At 44.0% G+C, this 18,857-nt stretch carries 17 protein-coding genes; 3 read left to right on the forward strand and 14 right to left on the reverse strand.

Annotation, left to right across the window (positions count from 1 at the left end; translation table 11 throughout):
• The first annotated feature begins 6 nt into the window (after positions 1–6).
• Both pstB and phoU read left to right on the forward strand, forming a co-directional pair.
• The gene (pstB, locus tag VCA1004_RS14580; protein WP_086981403.1) at positions 7–864 is read left to right on the forward strand and encodes a phosphate ABC transporter ATP-binding protein PstB; all 858 of its coding nucleotides are present in this window, start codon (positions 7–9) and stop codon (positions 862–864) included.
• Positions 865–873: 9 nt separating this feature from the next.
• Entirely contained in the window at positions 874–1,518 is a 645-nt protein-coding gene (gene phoU / locus VCA1004_RS14585) for a phosphate signaling complex protein PhoU (protein ID WP_086981160.1), read from the forward strand.
• A gap of 428 nt (positions 1,519–1,946) precedes the next feature.
• On the opposite strand, the gene VCA1004_RS14590 is transcribed toward phoU, so the two are convergent.
• The 4 genes from VCA1004_RS14590 to VCA1004_RS14605 form a co-directional block, all read right to left on the reverse strand.
• Positions 1,947–2,846: a cation diffusion facilitator family transporter gene (locus tag VCA1004_RS14590; protein WP_086981161.1), complete on the reverse strand. Its 900-nt coding sequence runs from the start codon at positions 2,844–2,846 to the stop codon at positions 1,947–1,949.
• A 197-nt stretch (positions 2,847–3,043) separates the two neighbouring features.
• Positions 3,044–3,922 carry a LysR family transcriptional regulator gene (locus VCA1004_RS14595; protein ID WP_086981162.1) on the reverse strand — a complete coding sequence of 293 codons (879 nt, stop codon included), beginning with the start codon at positions 3,920–3,922 and terminating at the stop codon, positions 3,044–3,046.
• A gap of 149 nt (positions 3,923–4,071) precedes the next feature.
• On the reverse strand, positions 4,072–7,143 hold the full coding sequence (locus VCA1004_RS14600; RefSeq protein ID WP_086981163.1) for an efflux RND transporter permease subunit: 3,072 nt from the start codon (positions 7,141–7,143) through the stop codon (positions 4,072–4,074).
• A 2-nt stretch (positions 7,144–7,145) separates the two neighbouring features.
• Entirely contained in the window at positions 7,146–8,246 is a 1,101-nt protein-coding gene (locus VCA1004_RS14605; protein WP_086981164.1) for an efflux RND transporter periplasmic adaptor subunit, read from the reverse strand.
• Between the two features lie 175 nt (positions 8,247–8,421).
• Here VCA1004_RS14605 and VCA1004_RS14610 point away from each other — a divergent pair, with 175 nt between their 5' ends.
• Positions 8,422–9,312 (forward strand): LysR family transcriptional regulator, encoded by an 891-nt coding sequence (locus VCA1004_RS14610; RefSeq protein WP_086981165.1) that lies wholly within the window; start codon positions 8,422–8,424, stop codon positions 9,310–9,312.
• 178 nt (positions 9,313–9,490) lie between these two features.
• Here the strand turns inward: VCA1004_RS14610 and VCA1004_RS14615 are convergent, their stop codons facing one another.
• The 10 genes from VCA1004_RS14615 to VCA1004_RS14665 all read right to left on the reverse strand — a co-directional run bounded on the left by VCA1004_RS14615 (position 9,491) and on the right by VCA1004_RS14665 (position 18,853).
• On the reverse strand, positions 9,491–10,720 hold the full coding sequence (locus VCA1004_RS14615) for an MFS transporter (protein ID WP_086981166.1): 1,230 nt from the start codon (positions 10,718–10,720) through the stop codon (positions 9,491–9,493).
• 90 nt (positions 10,721–10,810) lie between these two features.
• Positions 10,811–12,151: a peptidoglycan DD-metalloendopeptidase family protein gene (locus VCA1004_RS14620; protein ID WP_086981167.1), complete on the reverse strand. Its 1,341-nt coding sequence runs from the start codon at positions 12,149–12,151 to the stop codon at positions 10,811–10,813.
• A 268-nt stretch (positions 12,152–12,419) separates the two neighbouring features.
• Positions 12,420–13,052, reverse strand: coding sequence for an urease accessory protein UreG (ureG, locus tag VCA1004_RS14625; protein WP_086981168.1), 633 nt, complete (start codon positions 13,050–13,052; stop codon positions 12,420–12,422).
• A gap of 46 nt (positions 13,053–13,098) precedes the next feature.
• Complete coding sequence (locus VCA1004_RS14630) at positions 13,099–13,803, reverse strand: urease accessory protein UreF (RefSeq protein WP_086981169.1); 705 nt, start codon at positions 13,801–13,803, stop codon at positions 13,099–13,101.
• Positions 13,804–13,809: 6 nt separating this feature from the next.
• Positions 13,810–14,394, reverse strand: coding sequence for a HupE/UreJ family protein (locus tag VCA1004_RS14635; RefSeq protein ID WP_086981170.1), 585 nt, complete (start codon positions 14,392–14,394; stop codon positions 13,810–13,812).
• A 100-nt stretch (positions 14,395–14,494) separates the two neighbouring features.
• The gene (gene ureE, locus VCA1004_RS14640; RefSeq protein ID WP_086981171.1) at positions 14,495–14,968 is read right to left on the reverse strand and encodes an urease accessory protein UreE; all 474 of its coding nucleotides are present in this window, start codon (positions 14,966–14,968) and stop codon (positions 14,495–14,497) included.
• A gap of 273 nt (positions 14,969–15,241) precedes the next feature.
• Positions 15,242–16,984 (reverse strand): urease subunit alpha, encoded by a 1,743-nt coding sequence (gene ureC / locus VCA1004_RS14650; RefSeq protein ID WP_086981172.1) that lies wholly within the window; start codon positions 16,982–16,984, stop codon positions 15,242–15,244.
• Positions 16,985–17,126: 142 nt separating this feature from the next.
• Positions 17,127–17,462 (reverse strand): urease subunit beta, encoded by a 336-nt coding sequence (locus VCA1004_RS14655; protein ID WP_086981173.1) that lies wholly within the window; start codon positions 17,460–17,462, stop codon positions 17,127–17,129.
• Positions 17,463–17,471: 9 nt separating this feature from the next.
• A complete protein-coding gene (ureA, locus tag VCA1004_RS14660) occupies positions 17,472–17,774 on the reverse strand; it encodes an urease subunit gamma (protein WP_086981174.1) in 303 nt (100 codons plus the stop codon).
• Positions 17,775–17,956: 182 nt separating this feature from the next.
• Complete coding sequence (locus VCA1004_RS14665; protein WP_086981175.1) at positions 17,957–18,853, reverse strand: urease accessory protein UreD; 897 nt, start codon at positions 18,851–18,853, stop codon at positions 17,957–17,959.
• Positions 18,854–18,857 lie beyond the last annotated feature (4 nt).

Consider the following 18,857-nt stretch of genomic DNA (forward strand, 5'->3'; position numbering starts at 1 on the left):
ACGATGATGACACAAAATATTTCAACGTCTATTAACCAATCCGCCTCCACTGAGCAAGAGATTGGAAACCACCACACAACCGTACCCTCTGCCTCAATTGGACAAGAGACGCTACGAGCTGAGGTCAAAAACTTGAATTTTTGGTACGGCGGAAAGGTTCATGCTTTGCAAGATGTCAATTTACCGATAGCAGACAAAAAAATCACCGCTCTCATTGGCCCATCAGGTTGCGGTAAAAGTACCCTGTTACGCAGCTTCAACAGAATGCATGATCTTTACCCAGGTAACCGTTATGAAGGGGAAATTCTTCTCCACCCTAGCGGTAATAACCTTATTGATATGGAGCCCGGGCTTGTTCGTTTAACCGTGGGAATGGTATTCCAAAAACCCAACCCTTTTCCCAAAAGCATCTATGAAAATGTGGTGGCTGGGCTACGTATTCGTGGCGTAAATAATAAAGCAGAGCTCGACGATCGAGCGGAAGAATCATTACGAGGCGCGGCCATTTGGGATGAAGTCAAAGAGCGGCTTCACACCTCGGCTTACGGATTATCTGGCGGGCAACAACAGCGCTTGTGTATTGCGCGCGCCTTAGCCCCTAAACCCGATTTGTTGCTACTTGATGAACCGACTTCGGCCCTAGATCCGATTGCCACCGCCAAAATTGAAGACTTGCTGAGCGACCTACATAAAGAAACGACTGTCCTCATGGTCACGCACAATATGCAACAAGCAGCGCGTATTTCTCACTATACGGCGTATATGCACATGGGAGAAATGGTGGAGTTTTCATCAACGGATACGTTATTTACCTCCCCAACAAAAGAGAAAACTCGCGACTATATTACAGGCCGTTTTGGATAGGAATGAACAATGGAAAAGCATACTTTAAAGAATTTTGATCGCGACTTAGAACAGATCAAATCTGAGATCAATAAACTGTCTGACATTGTATTAAAAGAATTCGAACAAGCGATCAAGGTCTTTGACCAGCACGATACCGAACTCGCACAACGCATCGTGGCACAAGACAAAATAGCTAATCAATGCTTAACTAACATCGAACACCATGGTGCAAAAGTGTTAGCTCGACAACATGCGGTGGCAGACGATCTACGATTTATACTGTCTTCCATGCGTATGGCTCCTCGCTTAGAACGCATCGGTGATTACGCAAAATCCATGGCGGTTAAGGCCAGCAAATTTAACCATGTGATCCCCGATGAATTAACTCAGAAATTTCATCAAATGCATGTTCATCTCATCACTATGCTGCGTAGTGTCATTGATGCTTACAATGATAAAAATGCGGCTCAAGCTAATGTTGTATGGGAAGGCGATGAAGCACTTAATGAATACTATCGAGACATTTACGCACACCTCCTTGAGGGCTTTCAACATCACATTACCGTGCCAGAGCAACAAGTGGAGCTGCTCTTTATCGCCAAAGGCTTGGAAAGAGCTGGGGATCACATCAGCGATATCGCAAAAGATGTTCAATTCATGGTTAATGGTTAATGGTTAATAGCGAGTAATTAATAGCAGGTAATTAATCGTTCATAGCCAATAAGCCTAACAGGAATGGGCCGCAAGCATGCTGCAATGAAAAGTGCGACAGCGAAAGTCCAATCTCACCATAAAAAAACCCGCCTCAAATGGCGGGTTTGTTATGGGCAGGTTTATTATGATGCAATCGTGCTCATTACCTGCCCTCTTTACTTGTGAAAAGACTCAATAACGGCGTTATATTTTCGTTGATAAAGAAATTGATTGTAGAGCAAGCTAGAGTTCGAAAATTGTTGCCTTGCTCTCCAGCCTTTCCTCTACTTTCTCACGGTTTTTCTCTATCTTCTCAATATCTTTTATCTACCTTCTCAATATCTTTTCTCTACCTTCTCAATTCTTTTCTCTGGCAATTTCTGACCATCTAATTGGTACGATTGATATTAGCTGGCAATATTGACAGATATTTGTAATTTTAACGGCAAACTGGCTAAGCGTTTTTCGATGGTTTGACGTGTTTGTTCAATATCTTCAAGTAAAATCATTTCGCTGTTATTGTCTGGGTAAATATCCACATCCACCCACAATTCATGGCCTACTTTGGTCACTCCGGCCAGCTCTATCTCTTGCTCAGATTCTTTACTCGCCGCCACCACACTTTGATCAACGGTCTGGCAAATTTCTTGACTTGGAGCCATTAAGAAAATCTCACGCAATGCCGAACGTAACATACCAAATGGAACTTTAATAAAGTAGAACGACATCGCTAACATCATCATCGGGTCAGCGTACACCGCATAAGTCGCTAACGGAGTTAAAGTCAATAACCAAGCGACGATAAAGCCTGCGGTAACCGCCACGCTTAATAAGGTATCCATTTGCCATTGCTTAACTTCAGCATTAATCAAACCAGAAAAGCGTTTTTTACTTAATGACGCCATGTACCACCAAGCGAGACCACAGCCAATCACGTTCACCGCACCAAATACGGTGGCAATGGAAACATCCACCGCACGTCCACCGGTCAACAAAGCACCAATCGCCGAATACAAAGAATAACCAACAATCAGTAAAATAACCGCACCTTTGATGGCAATCACGGCAGGTTCAAAAGCAGCTCGTCCAAAAGGAAATTGGGCATCAGACGGTTTTCTAATGTAACGAGAAGCCACCAGCGACAAGATTGTTAACAGCAGGCTGACCAGCGAATACACGCCGTCAAACACGATCACCAACGAGCCGACGAGTAAACCCACAATCAAGCCACCACCTGCAAAGAGTGATGCAAGAAAGGCTGAGAGGGTTAAAACACGATTTTCATTGAAAGTTGTTCGAGCGCACATTTTATTTATACCTATTTGGGAACTGAGGTAATTTTGGCGCAACGAAGGGATTTTACAAGATGGAACTCGATTAACTATGATTCAAAAACCATCATCAATTAAATTTATTGTTATTTATCAATAGGTAATATTAAAAATAATGTGTCAAAAATATTGACACTGAGTGGATTGCACCATTTATTCTCTGTCCAAAAGGCTTAAAAATCGAATAAATAATCGCTGACTTTATCCGCCAGCCACGTCATCGCCGGATTTTCAGCACTACCTGCAATGTTAAACATGCAGAAATCTTCTTGGGTTAAGCCATAAGTATGACGTATTACTGCCAGACGTTGCCCACGCAAATGATGCCGAATCAGCGGCTCTGGAAGCACCCCCCACGCACTTTCCGTTAAGATAGTACTCAACATATATTCAAAGCTAGAAAAGCCAATATAGCGACGGGAAAATGGTTCTAAACTGGAGTTATCTTGTTCATTAAGGTACACCATGACGGCCTGCATCGATTTACGCAAATCTTCATCGCTTACTCGTTTCATTTTGGTTAATGGATGCGTTGCACTGCACACTGACATCATGCGAATTTTACCTAAAGGTTGATAACCAATACGTGGGTCATCTAAGCGCTCATAATCCACTCCAAAGGCAAAATCGACTTGTTGCGTCGCCACGAGATTGGCTAGGTCACCACTCGAAGCTAATACAATATTAAACGAGGTATTGGGAAAGCGTTTATGTAAGGAATGGGCTAAATCTTGCCACAGCATATCTGGCAAAGCATCGTCACGAGCAATCCACATTTCAGCGGCAAATTCATCAGAAACCTGTGAGCAAGTACGGCGAACTCGAGACGCCGTGATCAGCATACTCTCACAATCTTTATAAATGGCTTTTCCCGCCTCCGACAAGGTCAGGTTATTCCCAGTGCGGGCAAATAAAGCTACACCAAGATCGGTTTCCAAGGCTTTGATCGCCATACTCAATTTCGTTCGATTGCATTCTAATTGACGGGCCGCTTCAGAGACTGAGCCGGTATTGGCAATCGTGCAGAAGGCTTCAATTTGCGATAATTTCATAGCAAACTCAGATAAAGAAAGTCTCAGAATAATAAACAAATTTACGCGGCTTGCCTATCGACTCATGCGATAACCACCACCTTAATCGTCGTCAGGCCCAACCTCGATGGTTGAGCCTGACGCTTTTGGCGTAATCTGACCTGCCTACTTTATTTAGGGTGAGTTTCGATACGGAACATCAAGGTATAAGCCACCGGTAACACAATTAACGTTAACAAGGTGGCAAAGCCCAACCCAAAGATAATGGTAATGGCCATTGAACCAAAGAAAGCATCATTGATTAACGGTAACATCCCCAACATAGTGGTAATCGCCGCCATTAAGACCGGGCGCACACGGCTGACCGTTGAATCCACGACCGCTTGAAAGGGCGCTTTGCCTGCTTGAAGTTCAACATTAATTTGATCGACCAGCACAATACCGTTTTTAATAATCATGCCACTTAAACTTAAAATACCCAGCATCGCCATAAAGGAAAATGGTGCATTAAACACTAATAGCCCCGTTGCCACTCCAATCATAGCTAAAGGTACGGTAAACCAAATCACCAAAGTTTGTTTTAATGAGTTAAACAGCACCACAGTGATCATAAACATGGCAAGGAAACCTAGTGGAATGGTACTAAATACCCCTTGCTGCGCTTCAAGTGAAATTTCGCGCTCGCCTCCCCATTCAAACTCATAGCCAGCAGGCAATGGAATGGCTTCAATATCGGCTTTGATTTTATTCAACACCGAATCAGAGGTTTCACCTTGACCATTAATAGGATCAGCCATCACCGTGATCACGCGTTTACGATCACGACGCATGATAAGTGGGTTCTCCCATTCGGTATCAAAGCTCGACACCACTTGAGTGATCGGTACAAACTCGTTATAGCTTGAACTCCATACTTGTATTTTATTAATGCTATCTGCGTTCAATCGTTCACTAGCAGGCGCTCTGGCAATGATCGGCAATAAGTGACTATTATCACGATACGTACCGATTTGCTTACCCGTGAAGTTCACTAACAGCGCATCATCAATATCGTGTTTACTGATGCCCGTTTCTCTTGCTTGAGCCAACGCAATCTGTGGACGAATTAAAGTTACTTGATTGCGCCAGTTATGGCGTACACTGACCGCAGTTGGCTCTGCATTAAAGATCTCAGTGGCTTGTGCTGCTAGTTGGCGCAAGACAATAGGATCATCACCAAAAAATCGCGCTTCTAACTTCGCCGCTGGAGCCGGCCCGTTCTCCATATATTTAAAGCGGAAGGTCGGCTGGGGATATTGAGCGCCTAATTCTGTTTCCAACTGACGCATAAATGCATTTAGCGAAGTTAAATCTTTCATTTCAATGATCACTTGCCCAAATGCCGCGTAAGCTTTTTCAGGCATATAAGAGAGATTGAAACGCTGCGCCCCTTGTCCAACGACAGAAGAAATATTCACTAATCCCACATCTTGTTCATGTTGCTGCTGCATAAGATGATGTTCAATCTCAGCAATCTGTTTTTCTGTCGCCTTAATATCGGTTCCTTCTGGCATCCAAACATCCACAAAAAAGATTGGCGTATTTGACGCTGGGAAGAACACTTGTTTCACGTGCCCAAAGCCCATGATCGCCAAGACTAAAGTGGCGATCACGGCAATCAAAGTAAGCCAGCGGAAACGCATCGCCAAATTTAAGCTATAACGGAACAGGGTAAAAATGATGCCTTTGTAAGGATCGCTGTCATTAGCTTTCTCATTGAGTTGATCTTTAAAAATCAGGTGGCAAAAGAAAGGCGTCAAGGTCATTGCCGTAATCCAACTGATGAATAACGAGATAAGCAAGACTTGAAATAATGAGCGGCAAAACTCACCCGTGGCGGTGTTCGTCAAACCTATCGGGGCAAAGGCCATAATCGCGATAATGGTTGCCCCAAGTAATGGCCATTGAGTTTGTGCTACCACTTGTTTGGCTGTCTCTAGGCGACTTTTACCCGATTTTATTCCGATCAAGATACCTTCGGTGACCACAATTGCGTTATCAACCAACATACCCAATGCAATGATCAACGCGCCCAATGAGATGATTTGCAATTCAATATTCAGCACGTTCATCACAATAAAGGTGCCAAGAATGGTCAGTAATAACACCAACCCCATCAGTAAGCCGGAACGTAACCCCATAAAGACCAGCAACACAACAATCACGATGCCAATCGATTCAGCTAAGTTCACTAAAAAGCCACTCACGGTTTGTTCGACCATTTTACTTTGGTCATACACCGTATTGAGCATCATCCCCATCGGAAGCTCACCATTGAGCTCGTTCATACGTTGGTTGACAGCTACGCCAACATCCACCACGTTGACACCACTTGAAAATGAAATACCAATGGATAACGCTTGCTCACCCATCGAGTGATAAATATTAGTGGGCTGCTCTTCGGTATCTTTATAAATGGTGGCAATATCACCTAAATAAATCAGCTTGGCATTATTAGGAGGACTGATGATCAAGCGCTTCATTTGTTCAACACTGTCAAACTCGCCCGTTGGGTGAATGCGTATGCGGCTATCTCCTACCCGCACGCTACCCGCATTAGACACGACGTTTTGCGCTTGAATGAGACTGTAGATGTAATCTTGATCTAACCCCAAGGCATTCAATTTCTTCTGTGAAATCTCAATCACGACTTGATCCATGACTTTACCGGCAATGGTGACTTTTTTAACCCCATCCACCAACACGAGTTCACGTCGTAGCACATCGGCATAGTTTTGTAATTCACGGTCACTGTACCCGTCACCGGTGAGATTTAATAAAATGCCATACACATCGCCAAAGTCATCAATAACTTTAGGTTTCATGGCCCCCGCAGGTAAGGCATCTAAGTGATCATTCACTTTACGACGCACTTCATCCCACACTTGTGGCAATTCATCAGGGCCATAATGTTCCAGCATTTCAATTTCAATTTGTGACAAACCGGCACTGTTCACCGACGTAATATGCTTGATCCCATCCAACTGTTGTAACGCATCTTCAATAGGCAGCGTCACTTCTTCTTCCACTTGTTCAGGAGAAGCGCCCGGATAAGCGGTCACCACTAACGCTTGCTTGATGGTAAACTCAGGAAATTCCAACTGGCCTAATTTAAAAAAGGAAATACTACCGCCAATAAGCAGTAAAAAGACAAACATCCAGCTGATCACTTTGTTTTTAATCGAATACTCGGCAAAATTCATCGCTACACCCCACGCTGCTTACGAAGCGGTTTCACTTTCAGCCCTTCGCTTAAGGCTTTTACTCCAGCAACCACCACTTTATCACCCGCTTTGACGCCTTGAGTTATCTCAACCCCATCTTGGGTTACTCGTCCTAAACTCACCACTTGAGAATGCACCAACCCTGTCTGCTCATCCATTAGCCACACAATGCTTTGTCCATCAGTGTCACGTTTAACAATTGCTGAGCTCGGCAGTACCGCTAAGATGTGATTGGATTGCGCTGAAGAAAAATCGATCATGAGTTCGGCGCTCATCCCAGGTAACACAGTCAAATCTTTTGGCTGAGGTAACGTAAACACCACTTCATAACTTTGTGTCCCAGGAGTGATTTGTGTGGAGTGCTCTCGGATCGTGACCGGAAAAGTTTGCTCCGGACGGATCGCAAAACTCACTTGAGCACGAATCGTCGGGTTAGGGTAAAGCTGTAGTAGGTGATTGACTAACGTTTCCGGCACTTGAATCACCACGTCAATACTTTGATCTTTTTGTAAGACTAAAATCGCTTGATTCGCCTGAACCATTTGATAGTTATCAATTAAGGTTTTAGCTATCACCCCATCATAAGGTGCGGTTAATTGGGTGTAACTCAGTTGGTCTTGCGCACTAGCAAGATTGGCTTTGGCTGACTTAACTTGCGCTTTGGCTAAATCATAATCCGCTTGAGAAATCAGCTTACGCTTTAATAGTTTTTCTTTACGCTTAAAATCCGCCGCCGCTAATTCATAATCGGCTTCACGGTGTAATAAGGTATTACGCGCATCTCGACTATCTAAGCGAGCTAACACCGTACCTTGTTTCACCGCATCGCCTTCATTTAAGAAAAATTCTGTCACATGACCGGATAAGCGAAACGCCAATTCTGTGCGTTTTGTTGCGGCCACCTTGGCAGGAAAAACATGCTGCGCCGCTGAGGTTGGGTCGGGGATCTCCACCACTTTTACCGGCCGCACGACAGACTTTGTCACTTCAACCGACTCTGCCCCGCAACCGCTTAGCAATGTACTCACCAAAATCAAGGCACTCATCAAAATGAGAGAAAAACCGCTTGTAAAACATTTCATACCATCTATTCCGTATTGAGATAAACACGTGTTGTCTCGCTAAGATAACAAGCAAATAAGTTGATAAATACGGAATCAATTGGAATCCATAGTTCCAAAATATGAAACAAATTAATAGATGTGAGTTATAGTAATTAGAAAATAGTTAATACGAAGAATAATTGAAGGGGCGAGAATGAAAACCGAAGACATTGCATTATTTCATCATATTGTGGAAGTAGGCGGATTGGTGCAAGCGGCCGATATTTTGAATGTCCCAAAATCGACGTTAAGCCGACGTCTACAAGCTTTAGAAGATGAACTTAAAGTAAAGCTGTTTCATCGTCAAAGTCGCGCCATGACACTGACCGCCGCCGGACAACACTTTTATGGCAAAACCACCCAAATGTTAGCGTCATTAGAGCAAACTTTGTCGGAGCTAACCGGCCAGGAAGCGGGCATTAACGGTCATTTGCGAATCCTTATTTTTCCGATCCCAGAGTTTATCTGGATCACCCATGTCATTTTTCAATTTATGGATCTCAATCCAGAGATTTCAGTGGAAATTATTGTCAGCGCCGAACCGCAAAATATGATTCGTAATAATATCGATTTAGCCTTTATGCTCGGTGATGCCTTCAATGAGAATGAAATGGTCGCACGCCCTATCATGGATGAAAAAGTGCATTTTTTTGCCAGCCAAGATTATGTCCAGCAAAGCCCTTTGCCTTTCAGCGCCGAACATTTGCCAAGCCACAATTCCATTTTATTTCGCTATCCTAATGGCAAAATCTTTAACCGCTTTCCGCTAGATAAAACCCATTCAATACCATTAAAAGGCAATTTATGTGTCAACAATCTTGATGCGATTTTAGAAGCCACCTTACTCGGGCGAGGGATTTCTATGATGCCGCTCACCTTTGCGCAACCATACATTGACAGTGGGCAATTGGTCATGCTGTTTGAAGAACTAGGGCCCTTTGAGGGCAAGTGTTATTTGGTCTATCCATCTCGGCGTTTTGTCAGCTTAGTCAGCCAACGTTTTATTGATTTCATGATGAACACTCTAAAACACAAAACCGCGTAATCTGCCCTTATGCCTATCGTACTAATTAACCTCAACGGCGGTTAATTAAAGATAAGCTGTGGTTGAATCAAAAAAATGGCCACTCACTAAAAAGTAAGCGGCCATGATGTTTTGCTACAGGTAAGCGCTACTATTTATACGCTACTCACCTAACCCCAGTTGCGGATAACTAGATAAACTATTCACCCTGACTACCCCATTTAAAGCGGCACACTTCATTTCCCGGTTTAGGCATCCGTGGAATATTGCAAGATAAAATCAGCGATACAACAGCCATCGCCGCACCAATATAAAAGACCGCCGCAGGAGAATGTAACCACAGTAAACCAAAAGTCACGGGAATCACGACCGCTGCAATATGGTTAATCGTAAATGATACCCCTGCGGTTGATGCCATATCTTTTGGATCGGCAATTTTTTGCAAATAGGTTTTCACCGCTAAGGCTAACGCAAAAAATAGGTGATCCACCACGTACAGTCCCGCCGCCACATGTGAATTTTCGACCCAAGCGTAGCCGACAAACACACACACTAAACCACAGTATTCGAAAATTAACGCTTTTCTCTCACCCACTACACCAATAAATTGACCAATTTTCTTGGCAAACAAAAAGTTAAATGCGTAGTTAATTAAGAAGAGCAAGGTAATATCTGCGGCGGAATAATGAAATTTTTCCACCATCAAGAAGCCCGCAAACACGGTAAAGATCTGGCGACGTGCCCCACTCATAAAGGTTAAGGCGTAATATAACCAGTAGCGCTTACGTAACACTAAGTTTTTATTTTGAATCGTTGTCGACTCAAATTGAGGGAAAGAAACACTCATAAACAAGGTGATCAGCAAAGCGATCCCGCCGGTGATTAAATACACTTGCCAATAGCTGAATTTCGCAACTTCTAACATGACCCATAATGCACCATAAGTCAGTAATGAGGCTAATGCCCCCACAGAAATTAACTTACCTAAAAATTCCGGCGCTTCGTCTTTATTCAACCATTGTAAAGAAAGGGATTGTTTGAGTGTTTCAAAATAATGAAAACCGGTCGACATCAATAATGTCGTCATCAATAAACCAAATAGCGACGGAAAGAAACCGGTAATGGCAACACCCAGTGAAAACATCACTAAGGCCACAATCATGAATTTTTGCTCACGAATAAACAGCAGAGCGAATACCACGGTGAACGCAAGGAAGCCGGGAATTTCACGTACACTTTGTAACAAGCCAATATCAGCCCCAGTAAAAGCGGCTTTTTCAATCACAAAGTTATTAAGCAAAGCCATCCAACTTGAAAAAGCAATGGGAACAATAATCGAAATAAGTAGTAAAAAGTTTTGAGGTGTTTTCCACGTTTTCGGTGACGTCGTTTGTGTCAATTGCTGGGATGAGTTTTCCGCAGAGCTCATTATCCATCCTTAATAAAAAATAAAAAAAAGAGCAAGCGATGATATCACTTGCTCTCAATCTATTTGGAAATAATTATCGTTTATTTTTAATTATTGCTCATCTTTATGAGCGAGGTTTGCCTCTTGTAACTTTGAAAGGGCTAACTTGGCTTGTTTGGCCGCTGCAAATTGCTGATCAATCGCTTTCACTTGCTTATCAAAGGCGGCTTTTTCTTTCTTAGGAACCGACGTCGCCATTGGGATCTTAGCCGTTAAGAAATTAACCGGACGGTTTCGAATAATGAATTCATAATGCAAATGAGGGCCGGTGACACGTCCGGTTGCACCCGATTTAGCAATCACTTGTCCGCGATGGACCGCTTGCCCTTTACGCACCAATATTTTACTCAAATGCAAATATCGCGTGGTGTAAGTCGCACTATGGCGAATCACCACATATTTACCTGCATAAGGGTGATTGGTGGTTAAAGTAACAATGCCATCCCCCGTGGCCAATACGTTAGTACCGGTTGGTGTCGCAAGGTCCGTACCATTATGCGGAGCACGACGGTGCGTCACTGGGTGCAAGCGGTTTGGATCGAACGGCGAACTGATACGATAATGTTGTTTGGTTGGCCAACGTAAAAACGCACGCTGCAAACTGTCACCATGAGCGTCATAATATTGACCATCGGTATGTAAATAGGCACTGATCACTCGGCCACGGTTATAAATTCGAATCGCATCAATTTCACGATTACCGGTAGCCACACCATTAAGGAATTGGCGTTTTTGTAAAATCTCAAATTTATCGCCCGCACGTAAATCACGTGAAAAATTCAATTTATCTTTTAATAATTGAGTTATTTGTGCGGTTTCGGTACTTGAAATACCATGCTGATATACCGATGTGGAAAAGCTGCCGTGAATTTCACCAAATAAAGGATACGATTTCCAATCACCAGCTAAATGCACTTCATTAAAGGTATAACTCTCATCATTGTTACGAGTGAATACCACTTTATCGACTAAAGTAAACTCAACTTCTAATTTAGTAAGATGCTGTTGCTTTTCATCCATCCAAATTTTTAGAGTATCACCTGGTGTGAGTGTATCTAATGTTAAGTGGTTTTGGTCGGTATCCATCACACTGAGCATATCGCCGTATGGCACCCCTAAACGAACAAAAATACTACTTAGATTATCACCATCTTGGATCTGATAAGAAAATAGAGGCAAATCTTCATCAACATGGACGGGTTTGGTGGCGGCTACGGCTTTCGCTTCTTCCGCAAGGATTTTATCAATATCTAAAGAGACCGATTTACGTCCATCACCTGATTCAATAATGAAAGCGAGAATAATAAACAGTGCAATAAAGGCCGCACCAATTTTAAGCAACAACGGAAACCGTGGGTGCTGTTTGAATTTTGAAAATGTTTGTTTGGACATAGGACTTAATATCTGTGTTAATCACAAGCAGGAAAATTTGAATCGATATTGGTTAATAATATCTGCACTCAATCGAAATAAAAATGTAATGTTATAACAGACCATTTCAAATCGAAAAGTTCAAAAAATTGGCGGCAAATGTAACTTAATCTTACGAAAAAAGCGAGCGCTAGGAGAGATTAGCACTCGCTTATTTTAACAAAGTAAGATTTCCTATCACCTTGAGGTGGGTGAAGATTCTGTCCTTAACGCAACAATACGCAAACGGTTACATCGGTTTCGGGGTCAACATTCCTTCCGTAATAATAAAATCAATGATGGTATCCAAACCAATACTCTCTTTGAGGTTAGTAAACACATAAGGCTTGGTCGGACGCATACGTTGGGTATCCGATTCCATTACTTCTAAGGACGCACCAACGTACGGGGCTAAATCAATTTTATTGATCACTAATAAATCTGAACGTGTAATACCCGGACCACCTTTACGAGGAATTTTCTCCCCTTCCGCTACATCAATTACGTAAATAGTGAGGTCGGCAAGCTCTGGGCTGAAGGTCGCACTTAGGTTGTCCCCACCACTTTCGACAAAGACGACATCTAAGTTTTTATGACGCTTAGCCAGTTCTTCCACCGCCGCTAAGTTCATCGAGGCATCCTCGCGAATCGCGGTATGAGGGCAGCCCCCCGTTTCCACCCCAATGATGCGATCGGCGGCTAAGGCTTCGGCGCGAGTTAGAATCTTGGCATCTTCTTGAGTGTAAATATCATTGGTTACGACTGCGATATTCAGACGGTCGCGAATGGCTTTGCACAACACTTCCAATAATGCCGTTTTACCAGAGCCCACCGGGCCACCGATACCAATACGAAGCGGTTGTTTATAGGTTTCTTGAGACATGATCTTTCCTTAATCTTGTGACGGTTCCCGTGATAACGCCATCGCGCTAAGAACGAAACAGTCGAGTATATTGAGTTTCATGACGACTACTGGCAATCGCCACCGAAGGCGTAAAGCTGCCAATCTCGTCATCTTGAATTTGATTGGCTTTCACAATGCATTGCGGCAATTTTTCTGACAAAGTAAGCAAGGCTTTCTGGCCGGAAGTTTGCCCTAAAGGTACCAATTTCACGCCAGCCATCACCATATTTTCCGCCCAGCTCCACAAATAACCTTGTTGTAAACTGTGCAGCGAAATCCCCCACGCTTTGGCGGCGACACAAAAGCCTAATAGCTGATTTTGTGTCGCAGCATGAGGTTCGTTTTCAGGTTGCCATTGTGCTTGGATCGGCAAATCCAATTGCTTTAATAAGGTAAATAATGCTTTACCTCGTTGCAGCTCTTCGGCGCGAAGCTCGCGAGTTTCTCGACAAGAATATAAGTAGTCACTCCAATAATGGATAGTCGTTTGGTCATCGCTTGCAAGTGCTTGATAAAACTTGGCTAAGATCGGTAACTCTAAAGTGACTAAACTGTTATTAAGCATCATTTCCAGCCAATCCACCATTTGCTTTTGATTGCTTACCCAACCCGCTTCAACCGCCCATTCTAAGCCTTGGGAATAGGTAAATCCCCCTATTGGCAAAGAAGGGCTGATCAGTTGAAACAGGCGAAAACTCGCAACGTCAGTCGGTTGTGGTTCAAATGTCATAATGTGTTATGAGGCCATCATCAAAGCAATGCCAGACGCCGCAATACCAGCACCTAACCATTTACTGGCGAGCAAGTGTGAGGCGCGCTCCCCAACGAACATAATCAATGAGGCCGCCACGAGCATACCGGCACCAAATCCCATTAGGCCACCTGTGGCTTCAACGCCATGTGCATAACCATGGAAAAACACCAAACCAATGGAAGCGGTCACTAAAAACTGTGTCATCGATTCACGGCTGGTAAAGGCATTCCAAATCCCTAATGCCACCACAAATACAGAGGCAGCGATCATCAATTCGACGCCACTAATCGCCCCGATAATACGCCCAGCAGCCAGTCCCAATGTTAGTGTCAACAAGGCCGCAACCGCCAAGCTAATTTTACCTTTAGCGTTGGTGTCATTAACACGCACACGGTTAATAAGCATGCCTAAACCAAGTAACATCACTAAATGGTCAAGGCCGGTTAATGGGTGAATAAAGCCTTCCATGAAGGAATGATGACTCCCATGCTCCATATGCCCAACATGGGCAAACGCCGCTGGCGCTGCAAAAAGAGAAGCAAGTGTTAATAAACGCGTTAATTTCATGGCAAATATCCTTATTTTTTATTCTCTATACTGCATATTCAATTTATTGATACGCTTGTTACTCAAAAACAAATAAACGGGTCAGATCCAACTTGGCCAATTAATGAGCATGTTGGTGATCATGGTGATGATGACCGCCAGAACGACCACCATAAGCACCGTCTTCGGGTTCAAATGGCGCTTGTTCTACCGTGACTTTCGCGCCTAACCCAACCACCATGTCATCAAGGACATGATCATGTTGATAGCGTACCCAACCTTCCGCGATTTGTAGCGGTACATGACGATTACCTAAATGGTAGGTTACTCGGTTAAGCAACAGCGCATCTTGGCAATACACGCTCGATACCGTTTCTGGTGCCGCTTGCACTTCCACCAATAAACCGCATTCACTTTGTAGCACTTGCCCACCACGCAAAATATGACCACGCGGTAAGAAAAGGCCAGCATCGCGACCATCATCTAACACCACTTTTAAGCGGCTTTTAATGCGGCTATTAATAGGAAGGCTCAAGACGCCATCAATTTTCTGTTGTTCTAATGAATCTGTAATTACTTTGGTTAATTCGATCATGATTTTTTATCCAATTATTGGTTCCTGGTTCCTGGTTCCTGGTTCCTGGTTCCTGGTTCCTGGTTCCTGGTTCCTGGTTCCTGGTTCCTGGTTCCTGGTTCCTGGTTCCTGGTTCCTGGTTCCTGGTTCCTGGAGGAAAGCTTTCCGTGACAACCATATTAAAGCAAGCGCAAATATCTATTTATTACGCACAATATTCAGCGTCAGCCACCTAGGGACTAGGAACCATAAACTAGGGCCTCTCTTTTGGGACCAGGGCCTAGAAACATTTATCTAAAAAAGAAAATACCGCTGCGCCATGGGTAATACTTCCGCTGGCTCACAGGTGAGTAATTGCCCATCGGCTCTCACTTCATAGGTTTGTGAATCAACTTCTATTTTGGGCTGCCAGTCATTTAGTTTCATATCCGCTTTGGAAATATTGCGACAGTTTTTTGCCACACCAATCAAGCTGCCTAGACCTAGCTGCCCTGCAATGTCTTTCTCTTGCGCCGCTTGTGACACAAAGAGCATTGAGGTGCGTTTTGATGCTTTGCCATAACTGCCAAACATAGAACGATAATGCACAGGTTGGGGGGTTGGAATCGAGGCATTAGGATCGCCCATGGGAGCCATGGCAATCATGCCACCTTTGACAATCGCACTCGGTTTCACTCCAAAAAATGCCGGTTTCCACAGCACTAAATCGGCCAGTTTACCCACTTCAATTGAGCCTACTTCATGACCAATACCATGAGTGATGGCGGGGTTAATGGTGTATTTCGCCACATATCGACGTAATCGGAAATTATCATTGGGCGTCGTGTGTCCAAACTTGTCAGCCTGAGCATCAAAGGCTTGTTGATCTTGTTGAAGTGTGCCGCGTTGCACTTTCATTTTATGAGCCGTTTGCCAAGTTCGCAACACCACCTCTCCCACCCGCCCCATGGCTTGTGAATCAGAGGCGATCATCGAAAACGCGCCTAAATCGTGCAAAATATCTTCAGCCGCAATGGTTTCGCGGCGAATACGTGATTCAGCAAAGGCCACATCTTCGGCAATCGATGGCGACAAGTGATGACAGACCATCAACATATCTAAATGCTCATCAACGGTATTAATGGTATATGGACGAGTTGGGTTCGTAGAGGACGGCAACACATTCGCTTCGCTACAAGCTCGAATAATATCGGGAGCGTGACCACCGCCTGCGCCTTCGGTGTGATAAGTATGAATCACGCGATCGCCTATCGCGTTTAAGGTCGATTCCACAAAGCCTGACTCATTTAAAGTATCGGTATGAATTGCGACTTGCACATCCATCTGATCCGCCACGGTTAAGCAATTATCAATACTGGCGGGAGTCGAGCCCCAATCTTCGTGCAATTTCAAGCCAATGGCGCCCGCTTCGACTTGCTCGATAAGCCCTTCTGGTAAGCTGGCATTCCCTTTGCCTAATAGCCCAAAGTTCATTGGAAACTCATCTAAGGCTTCAAGCATACGGTGCATATTCCATGGCCCGGGAGTACAAGTTGTCGCATTGGTTCCTGTTGCCGGACCCGTTCCGCCGCCAATCATTGTGGTGACGCCGGAGGCTAAGGCTTCTTCAATTTGTTGTGGACAAATATAATGGATATGCGAGTCAATCCCGCCTGCGGTAACAATTGAACCTTCGGCGGCAATCACTTCGGTCCCAGGGCCAATGATTATATCGACATTCGGTTGTACATCTGGGTTTCCTGCTTTACCTATGCCGCAGATACGGCCATCTTTCACCGCAATATCGGCTTTGACTACTCCCCAATAATCTAAAATCACCGCGTTCGTCAAAACCAGATCGGGAGTAAATTCAGACGGTAATTGGCTTTGTCCCATTCCATCACGAATCACTTTACCGCCACCAAATTTGACTTCATCGCCATACACGGTGAAGTCTTTTTCCACTTCAAGCCACAGTTCCGTATCGGCAAGGCGCAACCTATCACCAGTGGTTGGGCCAAACATTTCCGCATAGGCACGCTTTGAAATTTTTGCCATGTTAAATCCTTTTAATTTTTTTTATTCTGTTGCTTATAAGGTGATTTTCCTCAAAGTCATTGACGTTGCAGTGAGATAACGAAGAACTTAAGGGCGAATGAACGCCGTCAACAACGCTGCTGCTTCAAGTACAAAGGGCATATTAAAGCGCGCCCATCACCTTGCCTTGAAAACCATACACCTTACGCTCACCAGCAAATTCAACTAATTCAACTGAACGTTGCTGACCCGGCTCAAACCGTGTCGCCGTGCCAGCAGGAATATTAAGTCGACAACCTTGCGCCGCCTCACGGTCAAACTTCAACGCTTCATTAACTTCGGCAAAGTGATAATGCGAGCCAATTTGTACAGGACGGTCACCTAAATTTTCAACTTTAATTTGCTTGGTTTGACGGCCAACATTAAGCTCAATGTCACCTTGCCCAGACACTAACTGGCCAGGAATAAATGCGTTCGGGTTCACATGACTGGTTTTCATTGTCTCTCCTTATACAATCGGGTCGTGCACCGTGACCAACTTAGTCCCATCGGGGAAGGTTGCTTCCACTTGCACATCAGGGATCATCGAAGCCACTCCCTCCATGACATCATCGACACTCAAAATGGTGCGTCCAAAACTCATCAGTTCGGCGACGGTTTTTCCTTCACGCGCCCCTTCTAAAATTGCACTACTGATCAACGCTACCGCTTCTGGGTAATTAAGCTTTAAGCCTTTCTCTTTACGTTGCTGAGCTAACATGCCAGCACAAAAAATGAGGAGTTTGTCCTTTTCTCTTGGGGTAAGTTCCATATTTTACTCCGTAAAAGGGTGCTAGATACAAGTTCCTAGTCCCTAGAATTTCTTTGCTGTGGAAACTCTTCCACACAACAAAACGTTCAATATTTAAATTTTTAAGGGCTTATCATGACTTACAACAAAAGGTGAAGTAGTAATACCTAGAAACTAGGAACTAGCACCTATAAACCTACATCCTATGTTGCCCAAATTCTTGGTGGCTCAGGCACATAATCAAACCATTGCTGACGAAATTGTTGCCAAATTAAAGTGAAAGCTTCCATCATAGGTTCGGTCCATTGACCTAACGCTCGTACAACAATCAGATGCTCTAGTTGTGTTGCTCCAATGACTAACTCTCGGTTAAATGCAAAATCTTGAAGCAAATCTTGTACCATTTTGAGATCATTATCAGTAGTAGCGGTAATGAACAAGCTCCCCATCATAGGGAACCCTTGTAAGCCACTGTTTAATATTGAGTTATCGCCACCAACCAATTGTATGTTTTCAGTAAGAATCCTTTTTCCTTGATGAAATATTTGAGTTTTCCCTCCGATCTTCCCTGCATCAAAGCACTCATTTAGTGCAGGCCGCCCAAAACAGTGCAACTCCCAGCCCATAAATAGTGCATCGATTTCTAAATGAATTTCAGTGTCGACTTGAACCAGTCCGGTGGGGAAAAAGATGTTTTCTTGTGGTAACCACTCTAAGCAACTGCCCGTTTTCGCGGTGAGGATTTGTTTTTGATGGGCCACTTTTCCTTCTGAACGATAAAACTTGGTGGCTCCTGGGGTGGTGACTAAGGCGTGTGCACCAGGATGGGTCGTCGCTTGGATCAACAATTCATCTCCCCCAACCACACCTCCGGGTGGGTGCAGCAAATATGTATGGCAAACATCCCCTTCAGGATATAAAGGTCGTTGAATCGCCAATGGGCCACACTGAGATTTATGTCCAACCACGGTTTTGTCTCCTCGATCGGTAAAATCTAAGGCTAGCTGGGCTTTCCAACCATCTAAGTTTCGATGAGATGAGGAAGACGGTTGTGAAGATAAAGACTGGGGAGGTTGTTCCGCTACCGAATAAACAGACATGAAT

It is taken from the genome of Vibrio aphrogenes (genome assembly GCF_002157735.2).
GTDB lineage: Bacteria > Pseudomonadota > Gammaproteobacteria > Enterobacterales > Vibrionaceae > Vibrio > Vibrio aphrogenes.

Excerpts from the sequence above, each read along its gene's own strand:
- VCA1004_RS14600 (WP_086981163.1), bottom strand. The coding sequence starts at position 7,143 with ATGAATTTTGCCGAGTATTCGATTAAAAACAAAGTGATCAGCTGGATG.
- pstB (WP_086981403.1), top strand. The coding sequence starts at position 7 with ATGACACAAAATATTTCAACGTCTATTAACCAATCCGCCTCCACTGAG.
- phoU (WP_086981160.1), top strand. The coding sequence starts at position 874 with ATGGAAAAGCATACTTTAAAGAATTTTGATCGCGACTTAGAACAGATC.
- ureC (WP_086981172.1), bottom strand. The coding sequence starts at position 16,984 with ATGGCAAAAATTTCAAAGCGTGCCTATGCGGAAATGTTTGGCCCAACC.
- VCA1004_RS14620 (WP_086981167.1), bottom strand. The coding sequence starts at position 12,151 with ATGTCCAAACAAACATTTTCAAAATTCAAACAGCACCCACGGTTTCCG.
- VCA1004_RS14590 (WP_086981161.1), bottom strand. The coding sequence starts at position 2,846 with ATGTGCGCTCGAACAACTTTCAATGAAAATCGTGTTTTAACCCTCTCA.
- VCA1004_RS14635 (WP_086981170.1), bottom strand. The coding sequence starts at position 14,394 with ATGAAATTAACGCGTTTATTAACACTTGCTTCTCTTTTTGCAGCGCCA.
- VCA1004_RS14610 (WP_086981165.1), top strand. The coding sequence starts at position 8,422 with ATGAAAACCGAAGACATTGCATTATTTCATCATATTGTGGAAGTAGGC.
- VCA1004_RS14595 (WP_086981162.1), bottom strand. The coding sequence starts at position 3,922 with ATGAAATTATCGCAAATTGAAGCCTTCTGCACGATTGCCAATACCGGC.
- ureA (WP_086981174.1), bottom strand. The coding sequence starts at position 17,774 with ATGGAACTTACCCCAAGAGAAAAGGACAAACTCCTCATTTTTTGTGCT.
- VCA1004_RS14630 (WP_086981169.1), bottom strand. The coding sequence starts at position 13,803 with ATGACATTTGAACCACAACCGACTGACGTTGCGAGTTTTCGCCTGTTT.
- VCA1004_RS14605 (WP_086981164.1), bottom strand. The coding sequence starts at position 8,246 with ATGAAATGTTTTACAAGCGGTTTTTCTCTCATTTTGATGAGTGCCTTG.
- VCA1004_RS14655 (WP_086981173.1), bottom strand. The coding sequence starts at position 17,462 with ATGAAAACCAGTCATGTGAACCCGAACGCATTTATTCCTGGCCAGTTA.
- VCA1004_RS14615 (WP_086981166.1), bottom strand. The coding sequence starts at position 10,720 with ATGAGCTCTGCGGAAAACTCATCCCAGCAATTGACACAAACGACGTCA.
- ureG (WP_086981168.1), bottom strand. The coding sequence starts at position 13,052 with ATGTCTCAAGAAACCTATAAACAACCGCTTCGTATTGGTATCGGTGGC.
- VCA1004_RS14665 (WP_086981175.1), bottom strand. The coding sequence starts at position 18,853 with ATGTCTGTTTATTCGGTAGCGGAACAACCTCCCCAGTCTTTATCTTCA.
- ureE (WP_086981171.1), bottom strand. The coding sequence starts at position 14,968 with ATGATCGAATTAACCAAAGTAATTACAGATTCATTAGAACAACAGAAA.